This is a genomic window from Pseudooceanicola sp. DL12 (assembly GCF_056270665.1).
In genome coordinates this window covers 4302485-4328035 of sequence record NZ_CM149884.1, presented here as the reverse complement: position 1 = coordinate 4328035, position 25551 = coordinate 4302485, and the positions used below count along the sequence as shown (strand labels likewise).

The window sequence follows — 25551 nt, the reverse complement described above, 5'->3', positions numbered from 1 at the left end:
CCGTGAATACCGCGTCAAATCGCAGGGTGTCACGAAGCCGCGTCGATGAAACATGACATCTTTTCAGCCATTTGTGCAGGCGTGATGTCACGGCGATAGAAATCCGCAAAGCCCCGGTCCGGAAACATCAAGTAGCTGAAGGTCAAGTGATCCACGAGGTAGTAATCCTCGTCGCCGTCCTCTGGCGCGTTCTTGCGGTAATAGGTCCGATAGGCCTGGCTTGCGGCCTTAACCTGGGCGTTGCTGCCCGTCAGGCCCAACAGGTCGGGGTGCAGGTAATCTGTATATTCGGCCAATTGCTCCGGGGTGTCACGCTCCGGGTCGATCGAGATGAAGACAGGCTTCACCACCTTGCCATCGCCGGCAAGGATCTCCACCGCCTCGACATTGCGCGCGATGTCCATGGGGCAGACATCAGGGCAGTAGGTATAGCCGAAATAGATCAGCGTCGGTCCGGTGATGACGTCCCTGTCGGTCACCGTATGCCCGGTCTCGTCGACCAGCTCGAAAGGTCCGCCGATCTTGCCCACGCCCCCTGCCACGGTCCCTGCGCGACAGGCAGCGAAGGCATCCCCGGTCCCGACCCTGGTATAGTACCACAGCCCCCCGAGCATCCCCAGAACCGCGACGCTCGCCGCAATGGCATAGAGGCGCATCATGTGCAGAAATCCCGTTTCCAGACCGTATCCAGATTGCCTGACGTCTGCCGGACTACTATCAAACCCCGACATGGTGCAATGCAATCCTCGTGACAAGTTTCGCGACCGGCCGAAAGGATCCCGATGACCGACGGCGATTTTCCCATTCTCGCAGGGCGCCAGCGCGGCAACTGGATCCGCCTGAGAACACTCACCCTTTTGCGGTGGGGCGCGATCACGGGCCAGCTCTCCGCGTTGCTTGTCGCCGGCGAAGTCTACCAGCTTCAGCTCGAATACGGGCTGTGTTTCCTGGTGGTCGGCATCTCTGTCATCGCCAATCTCATCATCAGTTTCGTATTTCCCGAGAACAAGCGCCTGACCGAGGCGGAGAACCTCGTGATGGTGCTCTTCGACCTGGTCCAGCTGGCACTGCTGCTCTATCTCACGGGCGGTTTGCACAATCCGTTCTCGATGCTCATCGTCGGGCCCGTCATGGTCTCGGCGGCGGCGCTTTCCGGCCGTTCGACGCTCTTTGTCGGCGCCACGACCATCGTCATCGTCACCCTGCTGGCCAAGTTCCACCTGCCCCTGCGCGCCTCAGACGACACGATCCTGCAGGTCGCGCAGATCTTTCTTTTCGGCACCTGGCTGGCCATCGTGATCGCGGTGATCTTCCTCGGGATCTACTCGCGCTGGATCGTAACCGAGATGCATTCCATGTCTGATGCCCTGCAGGCCACGCAGATGGCTCTCGCCCGCGAGCAAAAGCTGACCGACCTCGGCGGCGTCGTCGCCGCCGCCGCTCATGAGCTCGGCACGCCGCTGGCCACCATCAAGCTGACCTCCTCCGAGCTTATAGAGGAGCTCGACGATTATCCCGAGCTGCGCGAGGATGCCCAGCTGATCCGGGATCAGGCCGACCGCTGCCGCGACATCCTCCGCTCCATGGGCCGCGCCGGCAAGGACGACCTCCACCTGCGCCAGGCGCCGCTCTCTGCGGTGCTGGAAGAGGCCGCCGATCCGCACCGGGACCGCGGCAAGGCGATCCACTTTGAATACGACGGCAGCCCTTCGCCCCTGCCCCCCACCATCCTGCGCTTGCCGGAACTGATCCATGGCCTGCGGAACCTGGTGCAGAATGCCGTCGACTTCGCCGCATCCGACGTCTGGGTCGAAGGCAGCTGGAACGAGACGGAGATCACCATCCGCATCATGGACAATGGTTCCGGTTTCTCGCCCACGATCCTCGGCCGGATCGGCGACCCCTTCATGCGTCAGCGCCGCCATACCGCGGAGGAAGGCACTGCCCGTCCAGAGTACGAGGGCATGGGCCTCGGCCTCTTCATCGCCAAGACGCTGCTCGAACGGACCGGCGCCGTTTTGACATTTGCAAATGGCAGTGACCTTTTCCTTGCCGGCAATCCCGACCGGCAACGTTGCGGAGCCATCGTCGAGGTGACCTGGCCTCTCGAACGCCTCAGGCCTCCACTTCCAGCCCCCGGTAAGGGTCTTGGAGAAAATCAGCCCATTACCGGATGAAATGTGGCATGATCCCTGCCACGGACGGCCTCCGGCAGAGAGGGCGCGCGATATAGTGGTTAATTAAATCTTTACCACTGCGTCTCAATTCTGGGTCCGATCCGGATGGGAGTCCGCTTTGAACCTGGATAACGGTGCAGAATTGGCCGGATTGAGCCTGTATCAGATGCTGATTGCGGTCTCGCTCAGCATCGCAGTATCTCTTGTGTGCATCGGCCTCCTGCTGCTCTTTTCACGCCGTGCCGAAGCCCGCCGCGACAGCGAGAGCGAGCTGGTCCTTCCGAGCAATTCCGTCTTCGTATTTGATGAACAGCGCCTGGTCAGCGCTCCGAACGACTGGCGCGAGGTGCTGGAATCCTCTGATTTTGAAGGCTCCGACTGGGAGCGCCTGCGGATGCGACTGGCACCGCGCTTTCCCGGGCTGCCACTGCTGCCGGAGTTGCCGCGCGGCGAGAGCTTCCGCAGCCTGAATTCCCGTACCTCGAATGACGGTGCCGTACTCCGGTTGCGGCAGATCGGCAGCCGGCTGCGCCTGACCCTGCGCGAACCCGCGCCCGCCAGTGCCATCGACCTGCATGATGCCCAGGTCGGCCGGCTGAACGTGCTGCAATTATCCTCGGTCATCGAACAGCTGCCCATCCCCGTTTGGACGATGAACAGCGACGGCCTGGTGATGAAGAAGAACGCCGCCTACCGCTCACTGGAAGAACAGCTCGCAGGCACCCCCGACGTGACCGCTCCGCTCGTGCGCACCACGGAAAGCGTGCCCGACCAGCCGCTTTTCACCTATCGTGTCATGCTCGACCCGCGCGGCCGCCTGCCCGAACGCTGGTTCGATGTCTCCGCCCGGCGCATCGAAGACGGCTGGCAATGCTCGGCCCAGGATGTCACCGCCCTGGTTAAAGCCGAGATGGCGCAGCGCAATTTCGTGCAGACACTCACGAAGACCTTCGCCCAGCTATCGACCGGGCTCGCGATCTTCGATCGGGACCGTCAGCTCATCCTGTTCAATCCCGCCCTCGTGGATCTTACCTCGCTGTCGCCCGAATTCCTGACCTCACGCCCGAGCCTGTCGCAATTCTTCGACAATCTCCGAGATCAGCAGATCATGCCCGAGCCGAAGAACTATGCTTCCTGGCGCGAACAGCTCAATGCGCTGGTCACCGCCGCGGCCGACGGCCGGTACCAGGAAACCTGGAGCCTGGCCACGGGCGCGACATATCGGGTCACGGGGCGTCCGCATCCCAATGGTGCCGTGGCCTTCCTGCTCGAGGATATTACCGACGAAATCTCGATGACCCGCCGCTTCCGTCAGCAACTCTCGCTGTCGCAATCGGTGCTGGACGCGATGACCGACGCAATCGTCATTTTCGATGCGCAAGGCATGATGAGCTATTGCAACGCCTCCTATCGCCACCTCTTCCGCATCGACCGTGATGCCGACCTCAGCGAGGTAGCGATCCGGGATGCACACCGCATGTGGTGCCGAAAGGCGGCTGCACCCCACGGTCTGGACGAATTGCTCAGCCGTCTCCTGACCCGTAACGAGCGTCAAAACTGGGCACACCCGGTGTCCCTGAAGGACGTCGGCGAGGTCTCGTGCCGTGTCCTGCCCCTGGTTTCGGGCGCCTGCATGGTGACCTTCGGGACCGTGAGAGAACCCGCCCTGCCGGTCGACGCCACCGCCGAATGAACCACGCCATTCCGGCCGGTTGCCGCGTTTCCCCGCTTGCGGCAGGAGACCCGCATTGTAATGTCGCGGCATGACCAGCCCGGCCTTTGCCCAAACCCTCACCCTTGCCTCGCCAGAGGCCACCACCGCCCTTGCCCGCAGGCTCGGCGCGGTTTTGCACCCCGGCGACGTGATCCTCATGTCGGGCGACATCGGCGCCGGCAAGACGCATTTCGCCCGCAGCCTGATCCAGTCGCTCCTCGCAGAACCCGAAGACGTACCCTCTCCGACCTTCACCCTCGTTCAGGAATACGACACCCTCGCGGGCCCGGTCTGGCATGCCGACCTCTACCGCCTGTCCGATCCGCTGGAAGCCATCGAGCTCGGCCTGGAAGAGGCCTTTGCCGATGCCATCTGTCTGATCGAATGGCCCGACCGACTTGGCGACCTTGCGCCGGAGGATGCGCTTTGCCTCGACTTTGCCGTGCTGCCCGATCAAGAAGAGGGACGGCGCCTTAACATCCGCGCCGAAACGATAAGAAACGATATCAGAGAGGCGCTCGCCGATGGATCGCAGTGAGCTGAAGAGGACTTTCGTAACCCGAACCGATTGGGCCAATGCAAGGGTCGACCTGCTGGCAGGCGATGCCTCGATGCGGAAATATGACCGCCTGACGAGACCTGACGGCAGCACGGCCGTGCTGATGGACGCCCCCACAGACAAGGGCGAAGATGTCCGCCCTTTTCTGCGCATTGCGCGGTTCCTGCTCGATACCGGCCTCTCGGCACCGCGAATTCTGGCCGAGGACACGGCCCATGGCTTCCTGCTGCTCGAGGACCTGGGCGACGCGATCTATGCCCGTGTGATGGAGCAGACCCCCGATCGCGAGCTGACGCTCTACGAGGCGGCCACCGACGCCTTGGTTGCCCTGCATCACGGCGCACCGCCTGAAGGGCTGAAAACCTATGATGCGCCCGTCATGACCGACCTGGCCGCGCTGGCCTACGAATGGTACCAACAGGGCATAAGCGGGGCCGAGCCGCGCGGTGTGCGGGTGTTCCGTGCAGTACTGGAGCCCATGCTGGCAACCGATGTCACCCCGCTCGACGTGGTGATCCTGCGCGACTACCACGCCGAAAATCTCCTCTGGCTGCCTGACCGTCACGGCGTTGCCCGGGTCGGCCAGCTCGACTTCCAGGATGCGATGATCGGTCATCGGGCCTATGATCTCGTGTCGCTCTTGCAGGATGCCCGCCGCGACGTTCTTCCCGCGATCGAGGAAGAGATGATCCAGCGTTTCGCTGCGGCCTCTCACCTCGACGAGGCACGGTTCCGGCGGGCCTACGATCTCCTGGGGGTACAGAGAAACCTGCGCATCCTGGGCGTCTTCGCGCGCCTTTCCCTTGCCTATGACAAACCCCATTACGTCGACCTGCTGCCCCGTGTCTGGGGTTATCTGATGCGCAGCCTAGATCGACCCGGCATGGAAGACCTGCGCGAAATCATCACCTCCGACCTGCCCTGGCCGACCAGGGAAAACCTTCAGATTCTCAAGGACAAATGCGCCACACGCCCGCTGCACTGATGCTCTTTGCCGCCGGGTTCGGTACCCGAATGCGGCCGCTGAGCGATACCCGACCGAAGCCGCTGATCGAGGTGGCCGGCAAGCCGCTGATCCGCCATGCGCTGGATCAGGCAGCAGGCTTTCCCTATCTGCGCAAGGTGGCCAACGCCCATTACCTCGCCGACCAGGTCGAGGCCTATTTCGACGGCACGGACGTACTCGTGAACCGTGAGGAGCCCGATATCCTCGATACCGGCGGCGGTCTGCGCAACGCCTTGCCCCTGCTGGGAGACGGGCCAGTCTTCACGCTGAACTGCGACTATGTCTGGAAGGGGCCCTCGCCGCTGCAGGTCTTGCTGGCAAACTGGGATCCCGAGCAGATGGATGCCCTTCTTCTGGGCATCGAACCCGGACGTGCCCTTGGCACCGACAGCGCCGGCGACTTTACCGTCGATGCCGCCGGGCACGCGATCCGGGGCCCGGGGCTCGTCTATGTAGGTGCCCAGATCACCTCCACCACCGAGCTGATGGAAGTCGGCGAGCCTGCCTTTTCCATGAACGCGGTCTGGGATCGGATGATCGTGCGCGAGCGGCTCTTCATGGTTCCGTACCCTGGCGAATGGTGCGTTCTGGACAGGCCGGATGCCATTCCCCTGGCCGAAGCGATGCTGCAGGATGTTTGAACCGGAAGATACCCCTCGCCTGTTCGGATTGCCATCAGGCGCCGACTTTCCCGCAGAGCTTCTGCGTGGCCTTCAAGCCCGCATGACGGGCTTGATGCCACACGAGGTCGCTCAGGTTCAGATCGTCGTCAACACCCGGCGCATGCAGCGCCGCATCCGGGCGATCTTCGATGATGGCCCTGCCGCCCTGTTGCCACGCGTCGACCTGCTGACAGATCTGGCCGGCCCCAATCCGGTGCCCCGCGCCATCTCCCCCATACGTCGCCGTCTTGAATTGATCCGGCTTATCTCCGCCCTCCTCGAAGCAGAACCAGAGCTGGCACCACGCGCCGCGCTCTACGACCTGGCGGACAGCCTGGCCAAACTCCTGGACGAGATGCAGGGCGAAAAGGTCACAGCCGAGGATATTGCAGCACTGGATGTCTCCGACATGTCGGGTCACTGGGCCCGCGCTCAGAAATTCCTGAACATTGTCAACATGATAGAGCGGGATGGCGATTTGCCAGATCCGGAGGAACGGCAGCGCCGGGTGGTCGAGGATCTTGTTGCCGGCTGGCAGGTCAGGCCGCCCCGGCATCCGATCCTGCTGGCCGGTTCCACCGGCTCGCGCGGTGCCACGCACCTTTTGATGCAGGAGATTGCAAAGCTGCCCCAGGGCGCCGTGATCCTGCCCGGCTTTGATTTCCACCTGCCTGATCCGATCTGGGAAAAGCTCGATGATCCGCTCACCGGAGAGGATCACCCACAGTATCGTTTTCGCAAGCTGATGCTCAGCCTCGGTGTGTCACCGCAAAATGTCGGTAGCTGGGTGGACGACGTCCCCTGCAACAGTGCGCGCAACAGGCTGGTTTCCCTGGCCCTGCGCCCGGCGCCCGTGACGCACCAGTGGCTCGAAGAAGGGCCGCGCCTGGGCGATCTCGACACCGCCACGCGCGATGTCACCTTGATCAAGGCGCCATCCCCCCGGGCCGAGGCCATGGCCATCGCGTTGCGCCTGCGCAAGGCAGCAGAAACCGGCCAGACCGCCGCCCTGATCACGCCCGACCGCATGCTTACAAGGCAGGTCAGCGCAGCCCTCGGACGATGGGGCATCGTGCCCGATGACTCGGCCGGTACCCCGCTGCAACTCTCGCCACCGGGGCGGCTGCTACGGCAGGTGTCGGCACTGCTTGACCATGTTCCCTCGGCCGTGGAACTGCTCACTCTGCTCAAGCACCCGCTTGTACATACGGGGGCGTATCGTGGCCGGCATCTTGAACTCACCCGCTACCTCGAGCTGCATCTGAGGCGCCACGCACGCCCTCAGCCAACAGCTGCCGATATCCTGAAATTCGTGCATGGCCAGAAGGCGCAGAAAGGAGATTTCCCCCTGAAATGGGGTGAATGGGTCTGCGACCTCATCCTTGGCTCTGCCGATCCCGCGCCCCGGGCGCTGGACGAGCGCGTCGCACGGCACATCTCCTTGGCCGAGGCCGTTTCGCAGGGCTGCGAAGGCGAGGGGCAGGGCACCCTCTGGGACAAGGACGCGGGCGAGGAAGCCCGCAAGCTCATGGCAAGCCTGGAAGAGGACGCCCCGCATGGAAGCGCCTTTTCCCCGCGCGACTACGGAGACCTAGCCGGGGCGATCATCGCCGGGGGCGAGGTGCGCAACCCCGACGAGCCGCACACCGATATCCTGATCTGGGGCACCCTGGAGGCGCGCGTTCAAGGCGCAGATCTGGTGATCCTGGGGGGGCTGAACGAGGGAAGCTGGCCGGAGGCCCCTGATCCCGATCCATGGCTGAACCGCAGGATGCGCAAGGATGCCGGCCTTCTCCTGCCGGAGCGTCGGATCGGTCTTTCGGCGCATGACTTCCAGCAGGCCATCGCGGCAAGAGAGGTCTGGCTCAGCCGCTCCATCCGCTCGCAGGATGCAGAGACGGTGCCCTCGCGCTGGCTCAATCGTCTGACCAACCTGCTCAGTGGCCTGCCCGATACGGGGCCCGACATACTTGAGCGTATGGAACGTCGCGGAGAGCACTGGCTTGCCATGACGCGCCTCGTCGAAGAGCCGCTGCGGAGCCCTCCGGCGCCGCGCCCGGCGCCCTGCCCACCACTGGAGGCGCGTCCGCGTCAGCTCTGGGTGACAGACATCCAGCGCCTGATCCGCGACCCCTATTCGATCTATGCAAAGCGCATCCTGCGCCTGTCCCGCCTGAATCCCCTGATGCGCGAACCCGATGCCATGATGCGCGGTATCGTCAGCCACGCCGTGATCGAACGTTTCGTGAAGGGCGTGACCGAGGGGCACCTGCCCAATACCCCCGAGGCCCTGCTTCAGATCACCACGGAGGTTCTGGACCACGAGGTGCCATGGGCCGAGACGCGCGCGCTGTGGCAGGCCCGAATGGGCCGTATCGCTGCCTGGTTCACCGCCCAGGAAGACGCCCGCCAGCAGGCCGCCTCAAGGGTATTGAACGAGCAGAAGGGCAGGGCGGAGATCCCCGAGCTGGGCTTTACCCTGGCCGCCAAGGCCGACCGGATAGACGAAGACCGCGACGGCCGCGTGCATCTGTTCGACTACAAGACCGGCGCACCGCCGAACGAGAAAAAGCAGAAGTACTTCGACAAGCAGTTGCTTCTGGAATCCGTCATCGCCGAGCGATCCGGCTTCGGCGAGATGGGCCCACGCGACGTGGCCCGCGCCGTCTACATCGGGATCGGCTCGAATCCGGTCGAAGCGCCCGCACCGCTGGACGAGGAACCAACGGCAAAGGTCTGGGAAGAGTTCACCGAGCTGATGCGCCACTGGCAACGCCCGGACCAGGGCTATACCGCGCGCCGCGCCATGTTCGAGATGACCGACGAGAGCGATTATGACCTCCTGGCGCGTCACGGCGAATGGGACGTGACCCAGGACCCCGACAGGAGGCCCGTCGAATGATCGCCCGCGACCCCGCCTCGGCCCGCCAGATCCAGGCCGCCCAGCCCGACCGCTCCACCTGGCTCTCGGCCAATGCCGGCTCGGGCAAGACCCGCGTGCTGACCGACCGGGTCGCCCGGCTGCTGCTCAATGGCGTCTCTCCTCAGAACATCCTCTGCCTGACGTACACCAAGGCCGCCGCCTCCGAGATGCAGAACCGCCTGTTCCAGCGCCTGGGCGAATGGGCCATGCTGGAGGACGGCAAACTACGCGATGCCCTGGCCCGCCTCGGGATCGAGGACCGGATAGACGGCGACAGGCTGGCCCGCGCCCGCACCCTCTTTGCCAGCGCCATCGAAACCCCCGGCGGTCTGAAAATCCAGACCATCCACTCCTTCTGTGCCGCGCTGCTCCGGCGCTTCCCGCTCGAGGCAGGTGTCAGCCCGCAGTTCCAGGAGGTCGACGACCGCAATGCCCTGATCCTCCGCGATGACGTGGTCGAGAGCATTTCCGCGGGGCCCCATGCAGAGGTCCTCGACCGGGTCGCGTGGTACCTTAAGGATGAAAGCCTGCGCAGCCTGACGCAGGAAATTGCCTCGAACCGAGATCTCTTCCTGACACCGCTCGATGTCGCTGCGCTCGACGCCACGCTGGGCCTGCCCGACGGCACGAACGAGCAGCAGATCCTCGACACCGCCTTCACGCCGGCCGATTTCGCCCTGCTGCCCTCGCTGCTGGAGATGCTGCGCGCCGGCACCACCCAGGCCGATCAGAAATCCCTGGAACTTCTCTCCGGCATCACGGAACGCTCGCTTGATGCACTCGCCGTTCTGGAGGACCGCTTCCTGACGGGCGAGGGGGCCAAACAGCCTTTCAGCCCCGCTAAATTTCCCGGCGCCGCCGCAAAAAAGGCCTATCCCCACCTGGTGCCCGAGATCGAGGACTGGCAGGCGCGCGTTGCCGAATGCCGAGATGCGCGCATGGCCCTGCGCGCCCGGGACAAGGCTCTGGTGCTCAACGATTTTGCCCGTGTCTTCCTGCCCGCATATGCGGCGGCAAAGGAGGCCCGTGGCTGGCTCGACTTTGATGACCTGATCCTGCGCACCCGCGACCTCCTGACGAATACCGTGGTGTCACAGTGGGTCCTCTGGCGCCTTGACGGAGGGATCGACCATATCCTGGTGGACGAGGCCCAGGACACCAGCCCGGTACAATGGCAGGTGGTCGCGGCCCTGGCCCGAGAGTTCACCTCCGGCGACGGGGCCCGTGACGACGTCCTGCGCACGCTCTTCGTGGTGGGGGACAAGAAACAATCGATCTATTCCTTCCAGGGCGCCGACCCGGGAGAGTTCGACCGTATGCGCGATGAGTTCGGCGCCCAGCTTCAGGATACCGGCGAGCCGCTCCAGTCGCTCGAACTCCAGTATTCCTTCCGTTCCGCCGCCGCGATCCTGGGCCTGGTCGATCAGGTGTTCGACGGGCGGGAAGAGGCCGGCTTTACCACCGATCAGCGCCACCGGGCCTTCAAGGATCAGATGCCGGGCCGCATCGACCTGTGGCCTCTGGTCGACAAGAGCAGCGCCGAGGACGACCGCGAATGGTTCGATCCCGTCGACAAGCTGGCAGACACGGACCACAACGTCGTGCTGGCACAGCGCATCGCCGGCGCCATCCGCGAGATGCTGGACCAGGGTCAGATGCTGCCCGAGGAGATCGGCCATTCGGGCAGCTACAACGCCCGCCCGATCCGCGCCGGCGACATCATGATCCTGGTACGGCGCCGCTCGACCCTCTTCAACGAGCTGATCCGTGCCTGCAAGCAGGCCGACCTGCCCATCGCCGGCGCCGACCGGCTCAAGGTGGCCGCGGAACTGGCCGTGCGGGACATCCTCGCACTGCTCAGTTTCCTCGCCCTGCCAGAGGATGACCTGTCGCTTGCCTCGGTGCTCAAGTCGCCGCTTTTCGGCTGGGACGAACAGGCGCTCTTCGATCTCGCCTGGCGCCGCGGCGAACATGCCAACCTCTGGGAGGCGATGCAGACCCGCGGCGGCGAATATCCTGCCTCGATGGCCATCCTCAACGATCTGATGGACAACGCCGATTTCCTTCGGCCTTTCGACCTGATCGAACGCATCCTCACCCGCCACGATGGTCGGCGCAAATGGCTGGGCCGGTTGGGCGAAGAGGCCGAGGACGGTATCGACGCCCTGCTGGATCAGGCCCTCGTCTATGAACAGACAGAGGTGCCCAGCCTGACCGGGTTCCTGGTCTGGATGGAGGCCGACGAACTGCAGATCAAGCGTCAGATCGACAGTGCGAGCGACCAGATCCGCGTGATGACGGTGCATGGCTCCAAGGGGCTCGAAGCGCCCATCGTGATCCTGCCGGAAACCCTCGGCGGCACGCCCAAGTTCGACGACAAGGTCGTGCCCGCCGGCGCTGTCGCCCTGTGGTCCGTCTCGCAGAAGGAGGCGCCAGCCGCGTATCGCGATCTCCGCTCCGAGAAGATCGCCAAGCTGAACCAGGAGCGTGACCGGCTGCTCTACGTTGCGATGACACGGGCCGAGAAATGGCTGATCGTCGGTGGCGCCGGCAAACTCGCGAAGTCGGGCGAAGATTGGTACGCCCGCATTGCCGCCGCGATGGAGGAGATGGGCGCGGGCGAACATGAACATCCGGGAGGGCAGGGGCTTCGCCTTGAAAACGGCGACTGGACCGGCCTTATGCCGGAACTGCCGGAGGCCAAGGTCGCCGAGACCCATGCACTGCCCGACTGGGCCCATCAAAAGGCCGCCAAGCCGCCCACCGCCGAGAAGACGCTCAGCCCATCCGACCTGGGCGGGGCAAAGGCCCTTCCGGGCGAAGAGGGCCTCGACGAAGAGGCTGCCAAGCGGCGAGGCCGCCAGGTGCACCTGCTGCTGGAACATCTCGCGGCCCTGCCGCAGGGCGAATGGCAGGCCCGTGCCGACCTTCTGCTGGGCGAGGGGCCGGACATGGCCACCGAAACCGAGCGCACGGCCCTGCTGGCAGAGGCTACCGCCGTGCTGACAGGCGAGGCCACGCGTCCCTTCTTCACCGGCGAGGCCTTGGCCGAGGTTTCGGTCACCGCCGCGCTGCCAGAGCTTCAAGGGCGCCGCATCCATGGCACGATCGACCGGCTGATCATCACGCCAGATTACATACTGGCGGTCGATTTCAAGACCAACGCCACAGTTCCCGCACGGGTCGAAGACGTCCCCGAAGGTCTTCTAAGGCAGATGGGGGCCTATGCGGCGGCGCTGACGCAAATCTATCCCGACATGCCCGTACGCACGGCACTCTTGTGGACCAGTAGTGGTACCCTCATGCCTCTGCCACACGATATGGTAATAGCAGCCTTGCAGAGAGCGACCCCTTCTTGACCGCCTGCCGGTAGACACATAGGTTCAGTTCAAACCCGCTTTCCCCTATGGAGAATAATCATGGCTACCGTTCCTGTTACGGACGAGACCTTCGACGCCGAAGTCAAAAACTCCGATATCCCCGTACTGGTGGATATCTGGGCCGAATGGTGCGGCCCCTGTAAACAGATCGCTCCCGCCCTTGAAGAAATCGCGGAAGAGATGGAAGGCAAACTGAAAATCGTCAAGGTCGACGCCGATTCCAACCCGAACTCGGTGATGTCGATGGGCGTGCGCGGCATTCCCGCGCTGTTCATCTTCAAGGACGGCGAGATCATCTCGAACCGCACCGGCGCCGCCCCCAAGGCCGCACTGCAGAGCTGGATCAACGATTCGATCTGATCCCCCGGATCCTTTCGGTTTCTCGGAAAGGGCGTCCCTAGCGGGCGCCCTTTTCCTTTGCCCTCAGTCGAGCAGGGCGGTTTCCGCGATCCGCTTCAGGCTTTCGAACCGCATGACCTCCGGGAGGGTCATCCTGCCCGGATCCGCCGGCAGCTTGCGCCAATCGCTCAGCAACCGGACAGGCATCAGGAACCCAACAGACGGGTCTTCTGGTCCGACCAGCTCATAACCGCGAAAGAACGCCTTCATCAGCTTGCCGGGCACCATCTCGCCAGGCAAAAGCACCTCTGGGGCGGGAAAGAGCGCGGCAAAATGCATCAGCAGCCGCGCAATGTCGAAGCCGACCGGCGCATCGTGTTCTGCCACGAAATCGATCCCCGCCGCACCGCCTTCGAACAACAGGATGTTACGCAGGTTCATATCCCCGTGCGTCCGCGCCGAAACCGTCTCGCGCCCCTCGAAATCGCCCGCCATCTCAAGGACCGTCGCGGCATGGCGGCGGAACAGCTCCGGCTCGGCCACGGCAAGGGCACCGGCCTCGAGATCGGCCAGAACCCGGTGCAGGTGATCCACCATGAAGCGCGGCTGGAAGACCCGCCGCACGGCCCCGGTCGCACGATGAAAATCAGCCATCCAGGCCCCGGCCCGGCGCAGCTGTCGCCCGCGGTGCCCCTCCTCTGTCAGCATTTCATAAACACTTGATCCGGATATATATTCCATGATCATGGCCGCGTGTTCAGCGTCAAAGGAAAGCACCCTCGGCACCCTGTGGGCGCCTCCGCCCATCGCCTCTGCCGCGGCCTGCTGTGCGCGGACAGCGCGGTCAAATGTCTCGCCGTCGCCTCCCCTCAGCACCCTCTTGAAAACCACGCTGTGACCCTCAGATGACAGGACCTGAACGAGGTGCTCTCTGCCCGGCTCGGCTTTGCGCCAGCTCCGGATCACGCTATAGCGCTGCGGGTCCAGACCGGCACGGCGGGCCAGATCCGGCCAGCAGACGTCGGCGGCAGACGGCTCCTGCAGCGGCATTGCTCCTCCCGGGCGGTTGCAATGGCAGATCGATGCACAGATATACGGGAAAAGAAAGGTTTGACATGAGCAACGAAGATTTCCCCGGTTGGCACGGCACGACGATCATCGGCGTTCGCAAGGGCGGCAAGGTCGTCATCGCGGGCGACGGCCAGGTCTCTCTCGGCCAGACCGTGATCAAGGGCACGGCCCGCAAGGTTCGGCGCCTGTCGCCCGGCGGCTATGACGTGCTCTGCGGCTTTGCCGGCTCCACCGCAGATGCCTTTACCCTGCTCGAGCGTCTCGAAGGCAAGCTCGAGGCTACGCCCGGCCAGCTGGCCCGCGCCAGCGTCGAACTGGCCAAGGACTGGCGCACCGACAAGTACCTGCAGAAACTCGAGGCGATGCTGATCGTCACCGACGGCAAGGATCTCTTCGTGATCACCGGCGCCGGCGACGTGCTGGAGCCCGAACACGATATCGCGGCCATCGGCTCGGGCGGCAACTTTGCCCTCGCCGCCGCACGCGGCCTCTACGACCACGAGGATGACGCCGAACAGATCGCCCGCAAGGCCATGGCCATTGCCAGCGACATCTGCGTCTACACCAATGGCAACCTGACCGTGGAGACGATCGGCGCCTGAGCCGATTGCCCTGAAAGGATCCCCATGACCGACCTTACCCCCCGGGAAATCGTCTCGGAACTCGACCGTTTCATCATCGGCCAGAAGGACGCAAAGCGTGCCGTGGCCGTGGCCCTGCGCAATCGCTGGCGCCGCAAGAAACTGTCGGATGACATCCGCGACGAGGTCTATCCCAAGAACATCCTGATGATCGGCCCGACCGGCGTCGGCAAGACCGAGATCAGCCGCCGCCTGGCAAAGCTCGCCCGCGCGCCTTTCATCAAGGTCGAGGCCACCAAGTTCACCGAGGTGGGCTATGTCGGCCGCGACGTCGAGCAGATCGTGCGTGACCTTGTCGATGCCGCCATCGCCATGACCCGCGAGCACATGCGCGAGGACGTCAAGGCCAAGGCCCATGACGCCGCAGAGGAGCGCGTGATCGACGCCATCGCCGGCAAGGACGCCCGTGAACAGACCCGCGAGATGTTCCGCAAGAAGCTCCGCGACGGTCAGCTGGACGATACCGAGATTTCCCTGGAGATGGCCGATACGTCCAACCCTCTGGGAATGATGGAAATTCCCGGTCAGCCCGGCAGCCAGATGGGGATGATGAACCTGGGCGACATCTTCGGCAAGGCCTTTGGCGGCCGCACCGTGACCAAGCGCGTCAAGGTGAGTGACAGCTACGAGATCCTGATCGGCGAAGAGGCCGACAAGCTGCTGGATGACGAAACCGTCAACCGCGCGGCCCTCAAGGCGGTTGAGGAGAACGGCATCGTCTTCCTGGACGAGATCGACAAGGTCTGCGCCCGCACCGACGCCCGTGGCGGCGACGTGTCCCGCGAAGGCGTGCAGCGCGACCTGCTGCCGCTGATCGAAGGCACGACCGTCTCGACGAAATACGGCCCGGTCAAGACCGACCACATCCTCTTCATCGCCTCTGGTGCCTTCCACATCGCCAAGCCGTCGGATCTCCTGCCCGAGCTGCAGGGCCGTCTGCCGATCCGCGTGGAACTCCAGGCCCTGACCGAGGGCGATTTCGTCCGGATCCTGAACGAGACCGACAACGCCCTGACCCGGCAATATGCCGAGATGATGGAGACCGAAGAGGTTAAGGTGAGCTTCACCGAGGACGGGATTGCCGCCATCGCGCGCATTGCCGCAGAGGTGAACACCTCGGTCGAGAACATCGGCGCCCGCCGTCTCTACACGGTGATCGAACGGGTCTTCGAAGAGCTCTCCTTTACCGCCCCTGATCGCGGCGGCGAGGAAATCTCGATCGACGCGGCCTTTGTAGAGAAGAACGTCGGCCAGTTGGCTGCAAGCGCCGATCTCAGCCGCTACGTTCTGTAACTTGCAGCCATAGAAACATAAAAGCCCCCGGTGCCCACGGCACCGGGGGCTTTTTCATGTCAGCGGCCCATCTCTTCGCGCCAGTTGTACCGCGGAGCAAACCCCACCATGTCGCGCGCCTTGCGATTGCAATAGAAGCTCTCGCCTGGCCCCATCTCCCGTTTCAGTGGCACGCCGTCGTAGAACCGCTGGATCAGCTCCGGCGTCGACAGATCGACGGAGTGATCGTCATTGGCCACGTTGAACACCTGATACCCCAGGCCATCGGTCTTCAGGCAGCAATCGACCATCTGCCCCAGGTCGCGCGCATCGATATAGGCAAAGATGTTGCGCCGCCGCAGGGCGGGATCGGCGACATAGGCCGGAAAATCGCGGGCATATTCATGCGGCTCGATCACGTTGTTGATCCGCAGCCCGTAGATATCGATGCCGGACCGCCGCTGGAACGCGCGGGCCGTCACCTCGTTGACCACCTTAGAGGTGGCATAGCTGTCCTCCGGCTCGGTCGGATGGGCCTCGTCAATGGGCAGGTACTCCGGCTTGCGCTCGCCATCCGCAAAACAGACGCCATAGGTCGTCTCGGAGGAGGCAAAGATCACCTTCGGCACCCCGAGCTTAACCGCCGCATCCAGCAGGTTGTAGGTGCCCAGCGTGTTGATCCGATAGCATTCGTTGTCCGAGGTCACCAGGATCCGCGGGATCGCCGCGAAATGCACCACCGCATCGAAACGCGGCACGCCCGTACCCGGCTCAAGCTCATCCAGGCCGGCGTAACTGGCCATGATATCAAAGACCTGTCCGGCCTCGGTGATGTCGGCAATCCGCGTCTCTACCCCCGGCAGCTCCAGCGGCACGCGGTCGACGTTCAGCACCCTGTGGCCCTGCTCCACAAGGTGGGCAATGGCGTGGCGTCCGGCCTTTCCGGAACCGCCGGTAAAGAGAATGCGCATGTTGGGTCCTCCTGCTCCTGGCCTCAGCCTGCAGGCCCGAACCCGGGATTACAACCGTGCTATCGGCGCCCTATCGGTTGCGCCGCAGATAGATGTAGTAAGCCCCCGTGCCGCCATGCCGCGCATGGGCCGAAGTGATCTGAAGCACCAGTTGCGACAGCGGCGGCACAGAGAGCCAGTGCGGCAGCTGGTGGCGCAGGATACCGTGCCGCACCGGGATCGGTCCATCGTCGTCCTGATGCCTGCCCTTGCCGGTGATCACCAGTACCAGCCGCATGTCGTTCTGCACGGCCCGCAGGATAAAGGCCCGCAGCGCCTGATGCGCACGGTCCACCGTCATCCCATGCAGGTCGATCCGCGCCTCGGGCACCATCTTGCCCTTCTTCATCTTGCCGTGGGTCTTCTTGTCCATCCGCACCGGCGCGGCCTGCAAACGCTCGTGGATCGGCGCCAGGATATCGTGCGGTGCCCGGCTGCCGCCGGCCTTCTGGCCCAGGCGGAACGGCTCGATGTCGCGGCGCGGGGCAGGGGTGTCATCCTCGGGGATCTGCCGCCGCTCCTTCTTCGGCGCGGCGGGCGGCACCAGGGATTTCTGATCCGGGGTCAGACGCTCTGCCGTGCCCGCCACCTTCTGCCACAGCTCGATCTCTTCGGGTTTCAGGCGTCGGCGACGGCTCACAACGCGTCCTCCACCAACATCGCATAGGCGCGCTGGATTGGCATCAGAACGACCATCCGCCCGGCATCGCGCATCCGCGCCGCCTCACGGCCCGCACCTTCGCCGGTGCCCATGAAGACATCGGCCCGCTGCGGCCCCTTGATGGCCGAACCGGTATCCTGTGCCACCATCAGCCGGCGCATGTCGCGAAACCCCTTCTTCTCGATCCAGACAGGTGCCCCCAATGGCACATAGGCCGGATCGACGGCAACCGTCCGCTGGGTTGTAATGGATCGGTTCATCGCGCCCCTTGGGCCGTCATCCTGATCCATCCCTTTGATAACGCGAAAGAAAACATAAGACGGATTGTGGCGCAGCAATTCCGCCCCATCCACCGGATTCCGCTTTACCCAATTCGCGATCACGGTTGCCGAAACCTGATGCGGTTCGTAGATGCCGCGCGTCACCATCTCCTGACCGATGGACTTGTATTCGTGACCGTTGTTGCCGGCATAGCCAAGGCGGATCTGCGTGCCATCCTCGAGATCGATACGCCCGGAGCCCTGGATCTGCAGGAACATCAGCGCCACCGGATCGTCGACCCAGGCGATCTCGTAACCGGAGAGCGCATTGCTCTCCTCGATCTCGCGGCGGGACATGAAACGACCGGGACTGCTTTCGGGTGGCAGGCGATATACCGGATAGCGGAACCGCGGTGTGCGGTGTCGCGATCCGTTCAGCTCCGGCTCATAGTATCCGGTGAACAGCGCCGGCGTGCCGTTCTGGATCAGCACCGGGGTAAAGAACAATTCGAAGAAGGTCTGCGCCTTGCCATGGCTCTCTGCCTGGTCCCGCGCCACCCGGCAGATCGCGCGCCAGTCGACGTCCCGCATATCCCCGCAGGTATTCAGAAAGACCTGCAGCGCGGCTTCCTGATCGTCCGCCTTCCAACCCTGCAGATCAGCAAAGCTCAGCACGGTGTAGGTCAGCTCGGTGACCGGTGGCGGGCTTTCGGGATGTTCAACCTGCGGCGGCCGCAACTCGGGCATGTCGTTTTCAGAGAGACCATCCAGCCCCAGCTCTTCCACCGGATCCTCGTCCAGGAAGATGCTGTTGGGCATGATGTTCGCAGGTGGGCGTACCTGCGTGACCCCGGCGGCATCCTGCGCCGTCAGCGGCCCCGGCAGAAGGAGCGCGGCAGCAAGGGCACATGCCACATATGCCGCCGCACCCCTGGCCGTCATTCGCCCGTTGCGGCCAACTGCCAGTTCAGGTCGTCGCTGCCCATGACACGTTCAAAGGTCCAGCTGTCCTTCTGGGTCTTGATGCGGTCGGGCGCGCCTTCGACGACCGTGCCCTGGGCATCCTTGACCACCTCGGTCAGCTGACCGTGATAGCGTACCATCAGCTCGGCGCGACGGGTCACCGGGTCGAACTCGGCACCGGCCAGGCTCATTTCCTTGACGCCGATGAACTCGGCCTCGACGGTCAGGCCCTGGGTCGCGCGGGCGGCAACCACCTCGGCAAAGCTGTCATAGACATCCGGCGCCAGGAAGGGCTTCACGTCTTCCAGTTCGCCCTTTTCAAAGGCCATCAGGATCATTTCATAGGCGGCACGTGCGCCGGCCAGGAATTCCGAAACGCTGAACGACGGCTCGATGGCCTTCATCTGCGCCAGTGCATTCGCTTCGGGAGAGTTCTCGGCAACGTGATCGGTGATATCCGGGTCGGGGCCACCCTCGATCACTTCAAAGGCCCCCGTCCGTGCGGCGGGCTGCGGGTGTTCGGTCACGGGCGGTTTCTCGAAGCCTTCTCGTGTACCCAGGACATTTTTCAGCCGCAGGATGAGAAAGACAGCGATCCCCGCAAGAACCAGAAGCTGGAGAATAGGCGAATTCATTGGAACCTCTCGGGCCTCCGGGCATGGTAACAATAACGTCTTGCCCCTATGTAGGTGACAGGTAGGGTTGAGTCCACTCTGCCACCAAGAGAGGAGAAGGTTTCATGTGGCTTCTTTTGAGCTTTATTGCGATACCGATCATTGAAATCGCTCTGTTCGTGACCGTTGGTGCGATGATCGGCCTCTGGTGGACCCTTGCCATTGTCTTCGGTTCGGCCTTCCTGGGCATCTGGCTGCTGCGCAACGAGGGCACCCATGCCGTCGAGCGTATCCAGAAAAGCCTGAACGAGAATACCGATCCGGCCGCGCCCATGGTGGATACCGCGATGTTCCTGCTAGCCGGTATCCTGCTAATTATTCCGGGCTTTTTTACCGATACCGTCGGCCTTCTGATGCTGATCCCCTTCGTCAGGCACATGACCTTCAAGGCGCTGCGCAAACGCGCCAACATCCAGGGCTACACCGTCAATGCCGGTGGCATGCAAGGTCGCTACTATGAGGACTCCGACGTGATCGAGGGCGAGTTCACCGAACTGGACAGCCCCAAGAGCCCCACGCACAATCCCTCGGGCTGGACCCGCCACTGAGTGACGCTGCGTTCCCCTTTTTTTCTCGGGCAAAGCCAGGATCTCGGGGGCGGCTTCTCCCAATGGAACGTTGAGGCGGGTTGCCCAAGCTGCTAGGACAACGCGCAACAACTCGAAACTCCGCAGGAGCAGTCCAACATGGCCGACGAACAAACCAACGGCGCCGCACCGCAGCAGGCCCCCCAAGTAAAGATGAACGTCCTGACGCAGTACATCCGCGACATGTCGTTCGAGAACATCCTTGCCCGCAAGCCGGCCACCGGCTCCGTCACGCCCGACGTCAAGGTTCAGGTGGCCCTGGACGCCAAGAAGCGTGAAGCCGAAAACCAGTACGAAGTGCTGATGAAGCTGACCGTCAACTCGGTGGCCAAAGACAGCGGCGACCCGATGTTCCTGCTCGAACTGGAATATGTGGGTGTCTTCAACATCTCCGGCGTGCCCGAAGATCAGCTGCACCCCTTCCTGCTCATCGAATGCCCGCGGATGCTCTTCCCCTTCGTGCGTCGCATCGTTTCCGATGTCACCCGCGATGGTGGCTTCCCGCCGCTGAACCTCGATACGATCGATTTCGTTCAGCTCTACCGTTCGGAGCTGCAGCGCCGCGCCGCTCAGCAGCAGACCGCACCCGCAAACTAATTGCAGATAACCGGCTGATCTCTCAGCCGAGTTTCTTCCACAACGCGGCGTCGCCCATCTTGTCGATCATGGCATCATGGGCGGCGCGTTCCTCCTCCGTCAGGCGCGAGGGCAGGGCGACGGGCCGCGGACGCGGCCGCCAGTCGGCATCGGCCACCTCGGTGGTCACCTTCTTCTTCTCAGGTGCAAGAACCAGGTCGGGCTGACGCCCACCGATCAGCTCCAGGTAAACCTCGGCCAGGATCTCGGAGTCGAGAAGGGCGCCGTGCAGTGTCCGCGAGGAGTTGTCGATGCCGAAGCGGCGGCAGAGCGCATCCAGCGAGGCCGGCGAGCCAGGGTACTTCTTCCGCGCGATGTCGAGCGTATCGAGCGCCTGGTTCATCGGGATCCGCGGCAGGTTCAGCCACCCCAGCTCGGCATTGAGGAATTTCATGTCGAACTGGGCGTTATGGATGATCAGCTTGGAGTCCTGGATGAAATCCAGGAAGCTCTGCGCGACCTTGGCAAAGACAGGCTTGTCGGCCAGGAAATCATTGCCCAGCCCGTGCACCTTGAAGGCCTCGTCGGGCATGTCCCGCTCGGGGTTGATATAGACGTGATAGGTCTCGCCGGTGGGTATATGGTTGAACAGCTCCACCGCACCGATCTCGACCAGGCGGTCGCCCTGTTCGGGTTCGAACCCGGTCGTCTCGGTATCGAGGACGATCTCACGCATCTGTCATACCCTTCCGAATTTCACTAACAATTTCAGATACCTGCTGCCTTGCATGCGCCTCGGTATCTGTGATCACCACGTATGTGGCGCGCCGGCGCTTTTCCGCGTCGGGCATCTGTTTCGCCAGGATCATCTCGAACTGCGCCTCGCTCATGGTGCCCCGTGCAAGCACCCTGCGGCGCTGTTCCGCGGCATCCACCGAGACACAGACTGTCGCATCGCAGGCGCTGGCATAGCTGCCCTCGAAGAGCAGCGGGATATCCAGCACCACGATATCAGCGGCGGCGCCGACGATGAAGTCCTGCCGATCCGAGGCCACCAGCGGATGCACGATCGCCTCGATACGCGTCAGGGCGGTGGGATCGGCGCCGATGATCCGTTTCAGTGCTTCACGTGAAACAGCGCCGTCCCGCACCGCATCGGGAAATTCAGCCGCCATGGGCGCCACAGCGGCGCCCCCCGGACCATAGAGGCGGTGCACCGCCTCGTCCGCATCCCAGAGCGCACAGCCCTCCTCGACGAACATGCGGCCCGTCGTCGACTTGCCCATGCCGATGGATCCCGTCAGGCCGAGGATGAAGCTCATGCCAACGCCGCGGCGCGCAGGTCCTGGTCCACCACGGGTCTCTGGCCAAACCAGCTCTCGAAGCCCGGCACCGCCTGGTGCAACAGCATCCCGAGGCCGTCGACAACCGTGCAACCGGCCTCGCCCGCAGACCGAAGAAGGTGCGTTGTCAGGGGGTTATAGACAAGATCCGTCACCACCTGCCCCTTGTGCAGCCCATCGAGCGGCACCCGAAGCTGACTCTTGCCAACCATCCCGAGAGAGGTCGTGTTCACCACGAGCGCGGCATCCTCGATCATGTTTCCGGCCTGCACCCAATCGATCACGCGGATCCGGTTGCCAAAATCCTGCTGCAGCCGCTCGGCCCGGTCGCGGGTGCGGTTCGACACCTGGATCTCCGGCGTACCGGCATCGAGCAGGGAGGAAATCACTGCCCGGCAGGCGCCGCCAGCGCCCAGAACCGCCGCGGGTCCGGCCGCAGGATCCCAGTCTGCCGCAGACTGCCTCAGGTTCTCGATGAAACCGTATCCATCTGTATTATCTGCATGAATCGTACCGTCCGGGCGGAACGCGATGGTGTTCGCCGCACCGATCAGGCTGGCGCGGTCGGTCACCTCGTCGGCCAGCTCCAGCACAGCTTCCTTGTGCGGGATGGTCACGTTGATACCGACAAAGCCCATTTTCGGCAGTGCGCGCAGCACTTCGGCAAGGTTGTCGGGGTGCACGTCCATGGGAACATAGTGCCCGGCGATGCCCAGCGTCTTCAGCCAGTGACCATGCACCAGCGGCGAGCGCGAATGCGCGATCGGATGGCCGATCACGCCGGCCAGGGGCACGCGGGCAGGGGTATCGCTCTCCAGGGTCATGACTCTATGGCTCCTCTGAGGGCAAGGTAGTCGAGAATTTCCAGAAGCGGCAGGCCGAGCACCGCGAAATAGTCGCCATCGATGCGATTGAACAGGCGCGCGCCCTCGGCCTCGACCTGGTAGGCACCGCAGGAGTACCCGATCTCGGGCCAGTTCCGCGTCACGTAATCCTCCAGGTAGGCGTCGGAAATCTCGCGCATGGTCAGCTTCACGTCGCTCACCTTGCGCCAGACCGGCTTGCCCTCGTGACAGATCACCGCAGCACTGTGCAGCGCATGACGCTTGCCCGACAGGGCACGGATCTGCGCCCGTGCCTCCTCCTGGCTTTCCGGCTTGGAAATAATTTTACCTTCAAATTCAAGTGTTTGATCGCATCCGATCGTGAACGCCTCGGGGGACTTGAGCCCGACCTTCTCGGCCTTCATCTGGGCCAGGGCATCGGCCACGTTGCGTGGGCTCTCGCCTTCGGCAACCAGCGCCGCACGCACCATCTCTTCGTCGACGCGCGCGCGTTTCACCGAAAAGGGCACACCGGCACGGCGCAGCAGCTCTGCGCGGATCTCCGAACCGGAGGCAAGGATGATGGCTGACGACATGGGGATAAACCCGTGAAAAACTCTGCGATAACGGCCCGTCTTCTTCTGGGAAAATTCGGGATAAAGCGCAAGGGGGCGGGGTCAGCGTGGATAAACCCCCGATTCCCGCACAGCAGCGCAGGATTCCTCCCTCCGTGGACAGGGATAACCCGATTTGTCCTTCCGCACGATTCCCCCCGGATTCAATCCCCACCGGCTGTCCACAGTTATCCCCAAGGTTTTCACAGGATAAGGCCTTGGAATCGCGAGATGAAAAAAAATCCGAGAAAAGTTGTGCAGAGCGGACTCCAGATTCGCCCCCAGGTTTTCCCCATGTGGAAAAGCGGGAGGACAAACAAAGGATCCACAGGTTCGGAGCTGCCTACATCTCACAACAAATCTTTTTTAAAAAAGATATTAAGGTTATGTGGGATGCCTGAACCGGAGCCAAACCATGTCTGACTTCCTCGCCTGGGCCTACCCGTGGACAAAAACCCTGCATATCATCTCGGTGATCAGCTGGATGGCAGGGCTGTTCTACCTTCCAAGGCTCTTCGTGTATCACGTGGAACAGGTTAAGGACGGCGACACCGACGCGCTCTTTCAGACGATGGAGTACAAATTGCTCCGCGCAATCATGAATCCGGCGATGATCGCCACCTGGATCTTCGGTCTGGCCCTTGTTTTCACGCCGGGAATCGTCAACTGGCACATGGTCTGGCCCTATACCAAGGGCGCGGCCGTGCTGGGGATGACCTGGTTTCATCACTGGCTCGGCCTGCGCCGCAAGGATTTCGCCAAAGGCGAGAACACTTTCACCGGCCGGCGCTACCGGATGATGAACGAAGTGCCCACCTTGCTGATGATCGTCATCGTGGCTTCCGTCGTCGTGAAATTCTGAGAGAATTGACTCAACAGGTCACAGCGCCTATCTAGGCCTCAGTTGCCCGTCCGGGCGATAGAATCTCCCGTTCCGAAAAGAATCCCTGTACCCCCCTACGTGGGTGTGCGTGGCACAAGGTGTGACATGACCGAGAACAGTCTCAATCTCTCCGATCTCAAGGCGAAAAGCCCCAAGGCGCTTCTGGCGATGGCCGAAGAGCTCGAGATCGAGAACGCCTCGACCATGCGCAAGGGCGAGATGATGTTCCAGATCCTCCGCGAGCTCGCGGACGAGGACTGGCAGATCGGCGGCGACGGTGTGCTCGAGGTGCTTCAGGACGGTTTCGGCTTCCTGCGCTCGCCCGAGGCGAACTATCTGCCCGGTCCCGATGACATCTACGTCTCGCCCGACATGATCCGTCAGTTCTCGCTGCGCACCGGCGACACCGTCGAGGGCCTGATGAAGGCTCCGGACGACAACGAACGCTATTTTGCGCTGACCTCCGTCACCTCGATCAACTTCGAGGATCCGGAGAAGGCCCGTCACAAGATCGCCTTCGACAACCTGACGCCGCTTTACCCCGACGAGCGCCTGAAGATGGAAATCGAGGATCCGACGATCAAGGACCGCTCTGCGCGCATCATCGACCTGGTCGCACCGATCGGGAAGGGCCAGCGGAGCCTGATCGTGGCCCCGCCGCGCACCGGCAAGACCGTCCTGCTGCAGAACATCGCCTCGAGCATCGAGAAGAACCACCCCGAGTGCTACCTGATCGTCCTGCTGATCGACGAACGCCCGGAAGAAGTCACCGACATGCAGCGTTCGGTGAAGGGCGAGGTGATCTCCTCGACCTTCGACGAACCCGCCACGCGCCACGTTGCCGTCTCGGAAATGGTCATCGAAAAGGCCAAGCGCCTGGTCGAGCATAAACGAGATGTGGTGATCCTGCTCGACTCGATCACAAGACTTGGTCGTGCCTTCAACACCGTCGTGCCGTCTTCGGGCAAGGTTCTGACGGGTGGTGTCGACGCAAACGCCCTGCAACGGCCCAAGCGCTTCTTCGGTGCCGCACGGAACATCGAAGAGGGTGGTTCGCTCACCATCATCGCCACCGCGCTGATCGACACCGGCTCGCGGATGGACGAAGTCATCTTCGAAGAATTCAAGGGCACCGGTAACTCGGAAATCGTCCTCGACCGTAAGATCGCCGACAAGCGCGTCTACCCGGCGATGGACATCCTCAAGTCCGGCACCCGGAAGGAAGACCTGCTCGTCGACAAGGGCGACCTGCAGAAAACCTTCGTTCTGCGCCGTATCCTGAACCCGATGGGCACCACCGATGCCATCGAGTTCCTGATTTCCAAGCTGAAGCAGACCAAGACCAACTCGGAATTCTTCGACTCTATGAATACTTGATCGGGAAATACCCGATCCTGGGGCTTCCCGGAGAG

Annotated in this window: 24 protein-coding genes; 14 read left to right on the top strand and 10 right to left on the bottom strand. The window is 63.1% G+C overall.

Going from position 1 to position 25551, the window contains the following annotated elements; translation table 11 throughout:
• Window positions 1-29: 29 nt before the first annotated feature.
• A complete protein-coding gene (locus tag AC0WR5_RS20235) occupies window positions 30-659 on the bottom strand; it encodes an SCO family protein (protein WP_475865698.1) in 630 nt (209 codons plus the stop codon).
• Window positions 660-782: 123 nt separating this feature from the next.
• Here AC0WR5_RS20235 and regB point away from each other — a divergent pair, with 123 nt between their 5' ends.
• The 8 genes from regB to trxA all read left to right on the top strand — a co-directional run bounded on the left by regB (window position 783) and on the right by trxA (window position 12781).
• The gene (gene regB, locus AC0WR5_RS20230) at window positions 783-2177 is read left to right on the top strand and encodes a sensor histidine kinase RegB (protein WP_475865696.1); all 1395 of its coding nucleotides are present in this window, start codon (window positions 783-785) and stop codon (window positions 2175-2177) included.
• Window positions 2178-2295: 118 nt separating this feature from the next.
• Window positions 2296-3870, top strand: coding sequence for a PAS-domain containing protein (locus AC0WR5_RS20225; protein ID WP_475865694.1), 1575 nt, complete (start codon window positions 2296-2298; stop codon window positions 3868-3870).
• A gap of 70 nt (window positions 3871-3940) precedes the next feature.
• On the top strand, window positions 3941-4429 hold the full coding sequence (gene tsaE / locus AC0WR5_RS20220) for a tRNA (adenosine(37)-N6)-threonylcarbamoyltransferase complex ATPase subunit type 1 TsaE (protein WP_475865693.1): 489 nt from the start codon (window positions 3941-3943) through the stop codon (window positions 4427-4429).
• Window positions 4416-5435 carry an aminoglycoside phosphotransferase family protein gene (locus AC0WR5_RS20215; RefSeq protein WP_475865692.1) on the top strand — a complete coding sequence of 340 codons (1020 nt, stop codon included), beginning with the start codon at window positions 4416-4418 and terminating at the stop codon, window positions 5433-5435. The genes tsaE and AC0WR5_RS20215 overlap by 14 nt, the downstream gene beginning before the upstream one ends.
• On the top strand, window positions 5411-6097 hold the full coding sequence (locus AC0WR5_RS20210; RefSeq protein WP_475865691.1) for a nucleotidyltransferase family protein: 687 nt from the start codon (window positions 5411-5413) through the stop codon (window positions 6095-6097). The genes AC0WR5_RS20215 and AC0WR5_RS20210 overlap by 25 nt, the downstream gene beginning before the upstream one ends.
• Window positions 6057-9020 (top strand): double-strand break repair protein AddB, encoded by a 2964-nt coding sequence (gene addB, locus AC0WR5_RS20205; RefSeq protein WP_475865689.1) that lies wholly within the window; start codon window positions 6057-6059, stop codon window positions 9018-9020. The genes AC0WR5_RS20210 and addB overlap by 41 nt, the downstream gene beginning before the upstream one ends.
• The gene (gene addA / locus AC0WR5_RS20200; protein ID WP_475865687.1) at window positions 9017-12400 is read left to right on the top strand and encodes a double-strand break repair helicase AddA; all 3384 of its coding nucleotides are present in this window, start codon (window positions 9017-9019) and stop codon (window positions 12398-12400) included. Before addB ends, addA begins: the two co-directional genes overlap by 4 nt.
• Window positions 12401-12460: 60 nt before the next feature.
• On the top strand, window positions 12461-12781 hold the full coding sequence (gene trxA / locus AC0WR5_RS20195; protein WP_475865686.1) for a thioredoxin: 321 nt from the start codon (window positions 12461-12463) through the stop codon (window positions 12779-12781).
• Between the two features lie 63 nt (window positions 12782-12844).
• Here the strand turns inward: trxA and AC0WR5_RS20190 are convergent, their stop codons facing one another.
• Window positions 12845-13810 carry a phosphotransferase gene (locus tag AC0WR5_RS20190; RefSeq protein ID WP_475865684.1) on the bottom strand — a complete coding sequence of 322 codons (966 nt, stop codon included), beginning with the start codon at window positions 13808-13810 and terminating at the stop codon, window positions 12845-12847.
• 65 nt (window positions 13811-13875) lie between these two features.
• Here AC0WR5_RS20190 and hslV point away from each other — a divergent pair, with 65 nt between their 5' ends.
• Window positions 13876-14433, top strand: a complete 558-nt coding sequence (hslV, locus tag AC0WR5_RS20185) for an ATP-dependent protease subunit HslV (RefSeq protein ID WP_475865683.1) — start codon at window positions 13876-13878, stop codon at window positions 14431-14433.
• 24 nt (window positions 14434-14457) lie between these two features.
• Window positions 14458-15765: an ATP-dependent protease ATPase subunit HslU gene (gene hslU / locus AC0WR5_RS20180; protein ID WP_475865681.1), complete on the top strand. Its 1308-nt coding sequence runs from the start codon at window positions 14458-14460 to the stop codon at window positions 15763-15765.
• A 59-nt stretch (window positions 15766-15824) separates the two neighbouring features.
• Here the strand turns inward: hslU and AC0WR5_RS20175 are convergent, their stop codons facing one another.
• The 4 genes from AC0WR5_RS20175 to AC0WR5_RS20160 form a co-directional block, all read right to left on the bottom strand.
• Window positions 15825-16715, bottom strand: a complete 891-nt coding sequence (locus AC0WR5_RS20175) for an NAD-dependent epimerase/dehydratase family protein (protein WP_475865679.1) — start codon at window positions 16713-16715, stop codon at window positions 15825-15827.
• 70 nt (window positions 16716-16785) lie between these two features.
• Entirely contained in the window at window positions 16786-17394 is a 609-nt protein-coding gene (locus tag AC0WR5_RS20170; protein WP_475865677.1) for a Smr/MutS family protein, read from the bottom strand.
• On the bottom strand, window positions 17391-18422 hold the full coding sequence (gene mltA / locus AC0WR5_RS20165; RefSeq protein ID WP_475869081.1) for a murein transglycosylase A: 1032 nt from the start codon (window positions 18420-18422) through the stop codon (window positions 17391-17393). Before mltA ends, AC0WR5_RS20170 begins: the two co-directional genes overlap by 4 nt.
• Before the next feature lie 191 nt (window positions 18423-18613).
• Window positions 18614-19273, bottom strand: a complete 660-nt coding sequence (locus AC0WR5_RS20160; protein ID WP_475865675.1) for a Tim44/TimA family putative adaptor protein — start codon at window positions 19271-19273, stop codon at window positions 18614-18616.
• A 104-nt stretch (window positions 19274-19377) separates the two neighbouring features.
• Here AC0WR5_RS20160 and AC0WR5_RS20155 point away from each other — a divergent pair, with 104 nt between their 5' ends.
• Both AC0WR5_RS20155 and secB read left to right on the top strand, forming a co-directional pair.
• Window positions 19378-19860, top strand: a complete 483-nt coding sequence (locus AC0WR5_RS20155; protein ID WP_475865673.1) for an FxsA family protein — start codon at window positions 19378-19380, stop codon at window positions 19858-19860.
• 138 nt (window positions 19861-19998) lie between these two features.
• Window positions 19999-20496, top strand: a complete 498-nt coding sequence (secB, locus tag AC0WR5_RS20150; RefSeq protein ID WP_475865672.1) for a protein-export chaperone SecB — start codon at window positions 19999-20001, stop codon at window positions 20494-20496.
• 22 nt (window positions 20497-20518) lie between these two features.
• On the opposite strand, the gene dnaQ is transcribed toward secB, so the two are convergent.
• From dnaQ to AC0WR5_RS20130, 4 genes are read right to left on the bottom strand one after another with little or no spacing between them, the layout of a single operon-like run.
• Window positions 20519-21211: a DNA polymerase III subunit epsilon gene (dnaQ, locus tag AC0WR5_RS20145; protein ID WP_475865670.1), complete on the bottom strand. Its 693-nt coding sequence runs from the start codon at window positions 21209-21211 to the stop codon at window positions 20519-20521.
• Window positions 21204-21797 carry a dephospho-CoA kinase gene (gene coaE / locus AC0WR5_RS20140; protein ID WP_475865668.1) on the bottom strand — a complete coding sequence of 198 codons (594 nt, stop codon included), beginning with the start codon at window positions 21795-21797 and terminating at the stop codon, window positions 21204-21206. Before coaE ends, dnaQ begins: the two co-directional genes overlap by 8 nt.
• Window positions 21794-22642, bottom strand: coding sequence for a shikimate dehydrogenase (locus AC0WR5_RS20135; RefSeq protein ID WP_475865667.1), 849 nt, complete (start codon window positions 22640-22642; stop codon window positions 21794-21796). The genes coaE and AC0WR5_RS20135 overlap by 4 nt, the downstream gene beginning before the upstream one ends.
• Window positions 22639-23238 carry a Maf family protein gene (locus AC0WR5_RS20130; RefSeq protein WP_475865666.1) on the bottom strand — a complete coding sequence of 200 codons (600 nt, stop codon included), beginning with the start codon at window positions 23236-23238 and terminating at the stop codon, window positions 22639-22641. The genes AC0WR5_RS20135 and AC0WR5_RS20130 overlap by 4 nt, the downstream gene beginning before the upstream one ends.
• A gap of 433 nt (window positions 23239-23671) precedes the next feature.
• Between AC0WR5_RS20130 and hemJ the strand changes: the two genes are divergently transcribed.
• Both hemJ and rho read left to right on the top strand, forming a co-directional pair.
• Entirely contained in the window at window positions 23672-24118 is a 447-nt protein-coding gene (gene hemJ, locus AC0WR5_RS20125) for a protoporphyrinogen oxidase HemJ (RefSeq protein ID WP_475865664.1), read from the top strand.
• 126 nt (window positions 24119-24244) lie between these two features.
• Window positions 24245-25516 (top strand): transcription termination factor Rho, encoded by a 1272-nt coding sequence (gene rho / locus AC0WR5_RS20120; protein WP_475865663.1) that lies wholly within the window; start codon window positions 24245-24247, stop codon window positions 25514-25516.
• The last annotated feature ends 35 nt before the right edge of the window (window positions 25517-25551 follow it).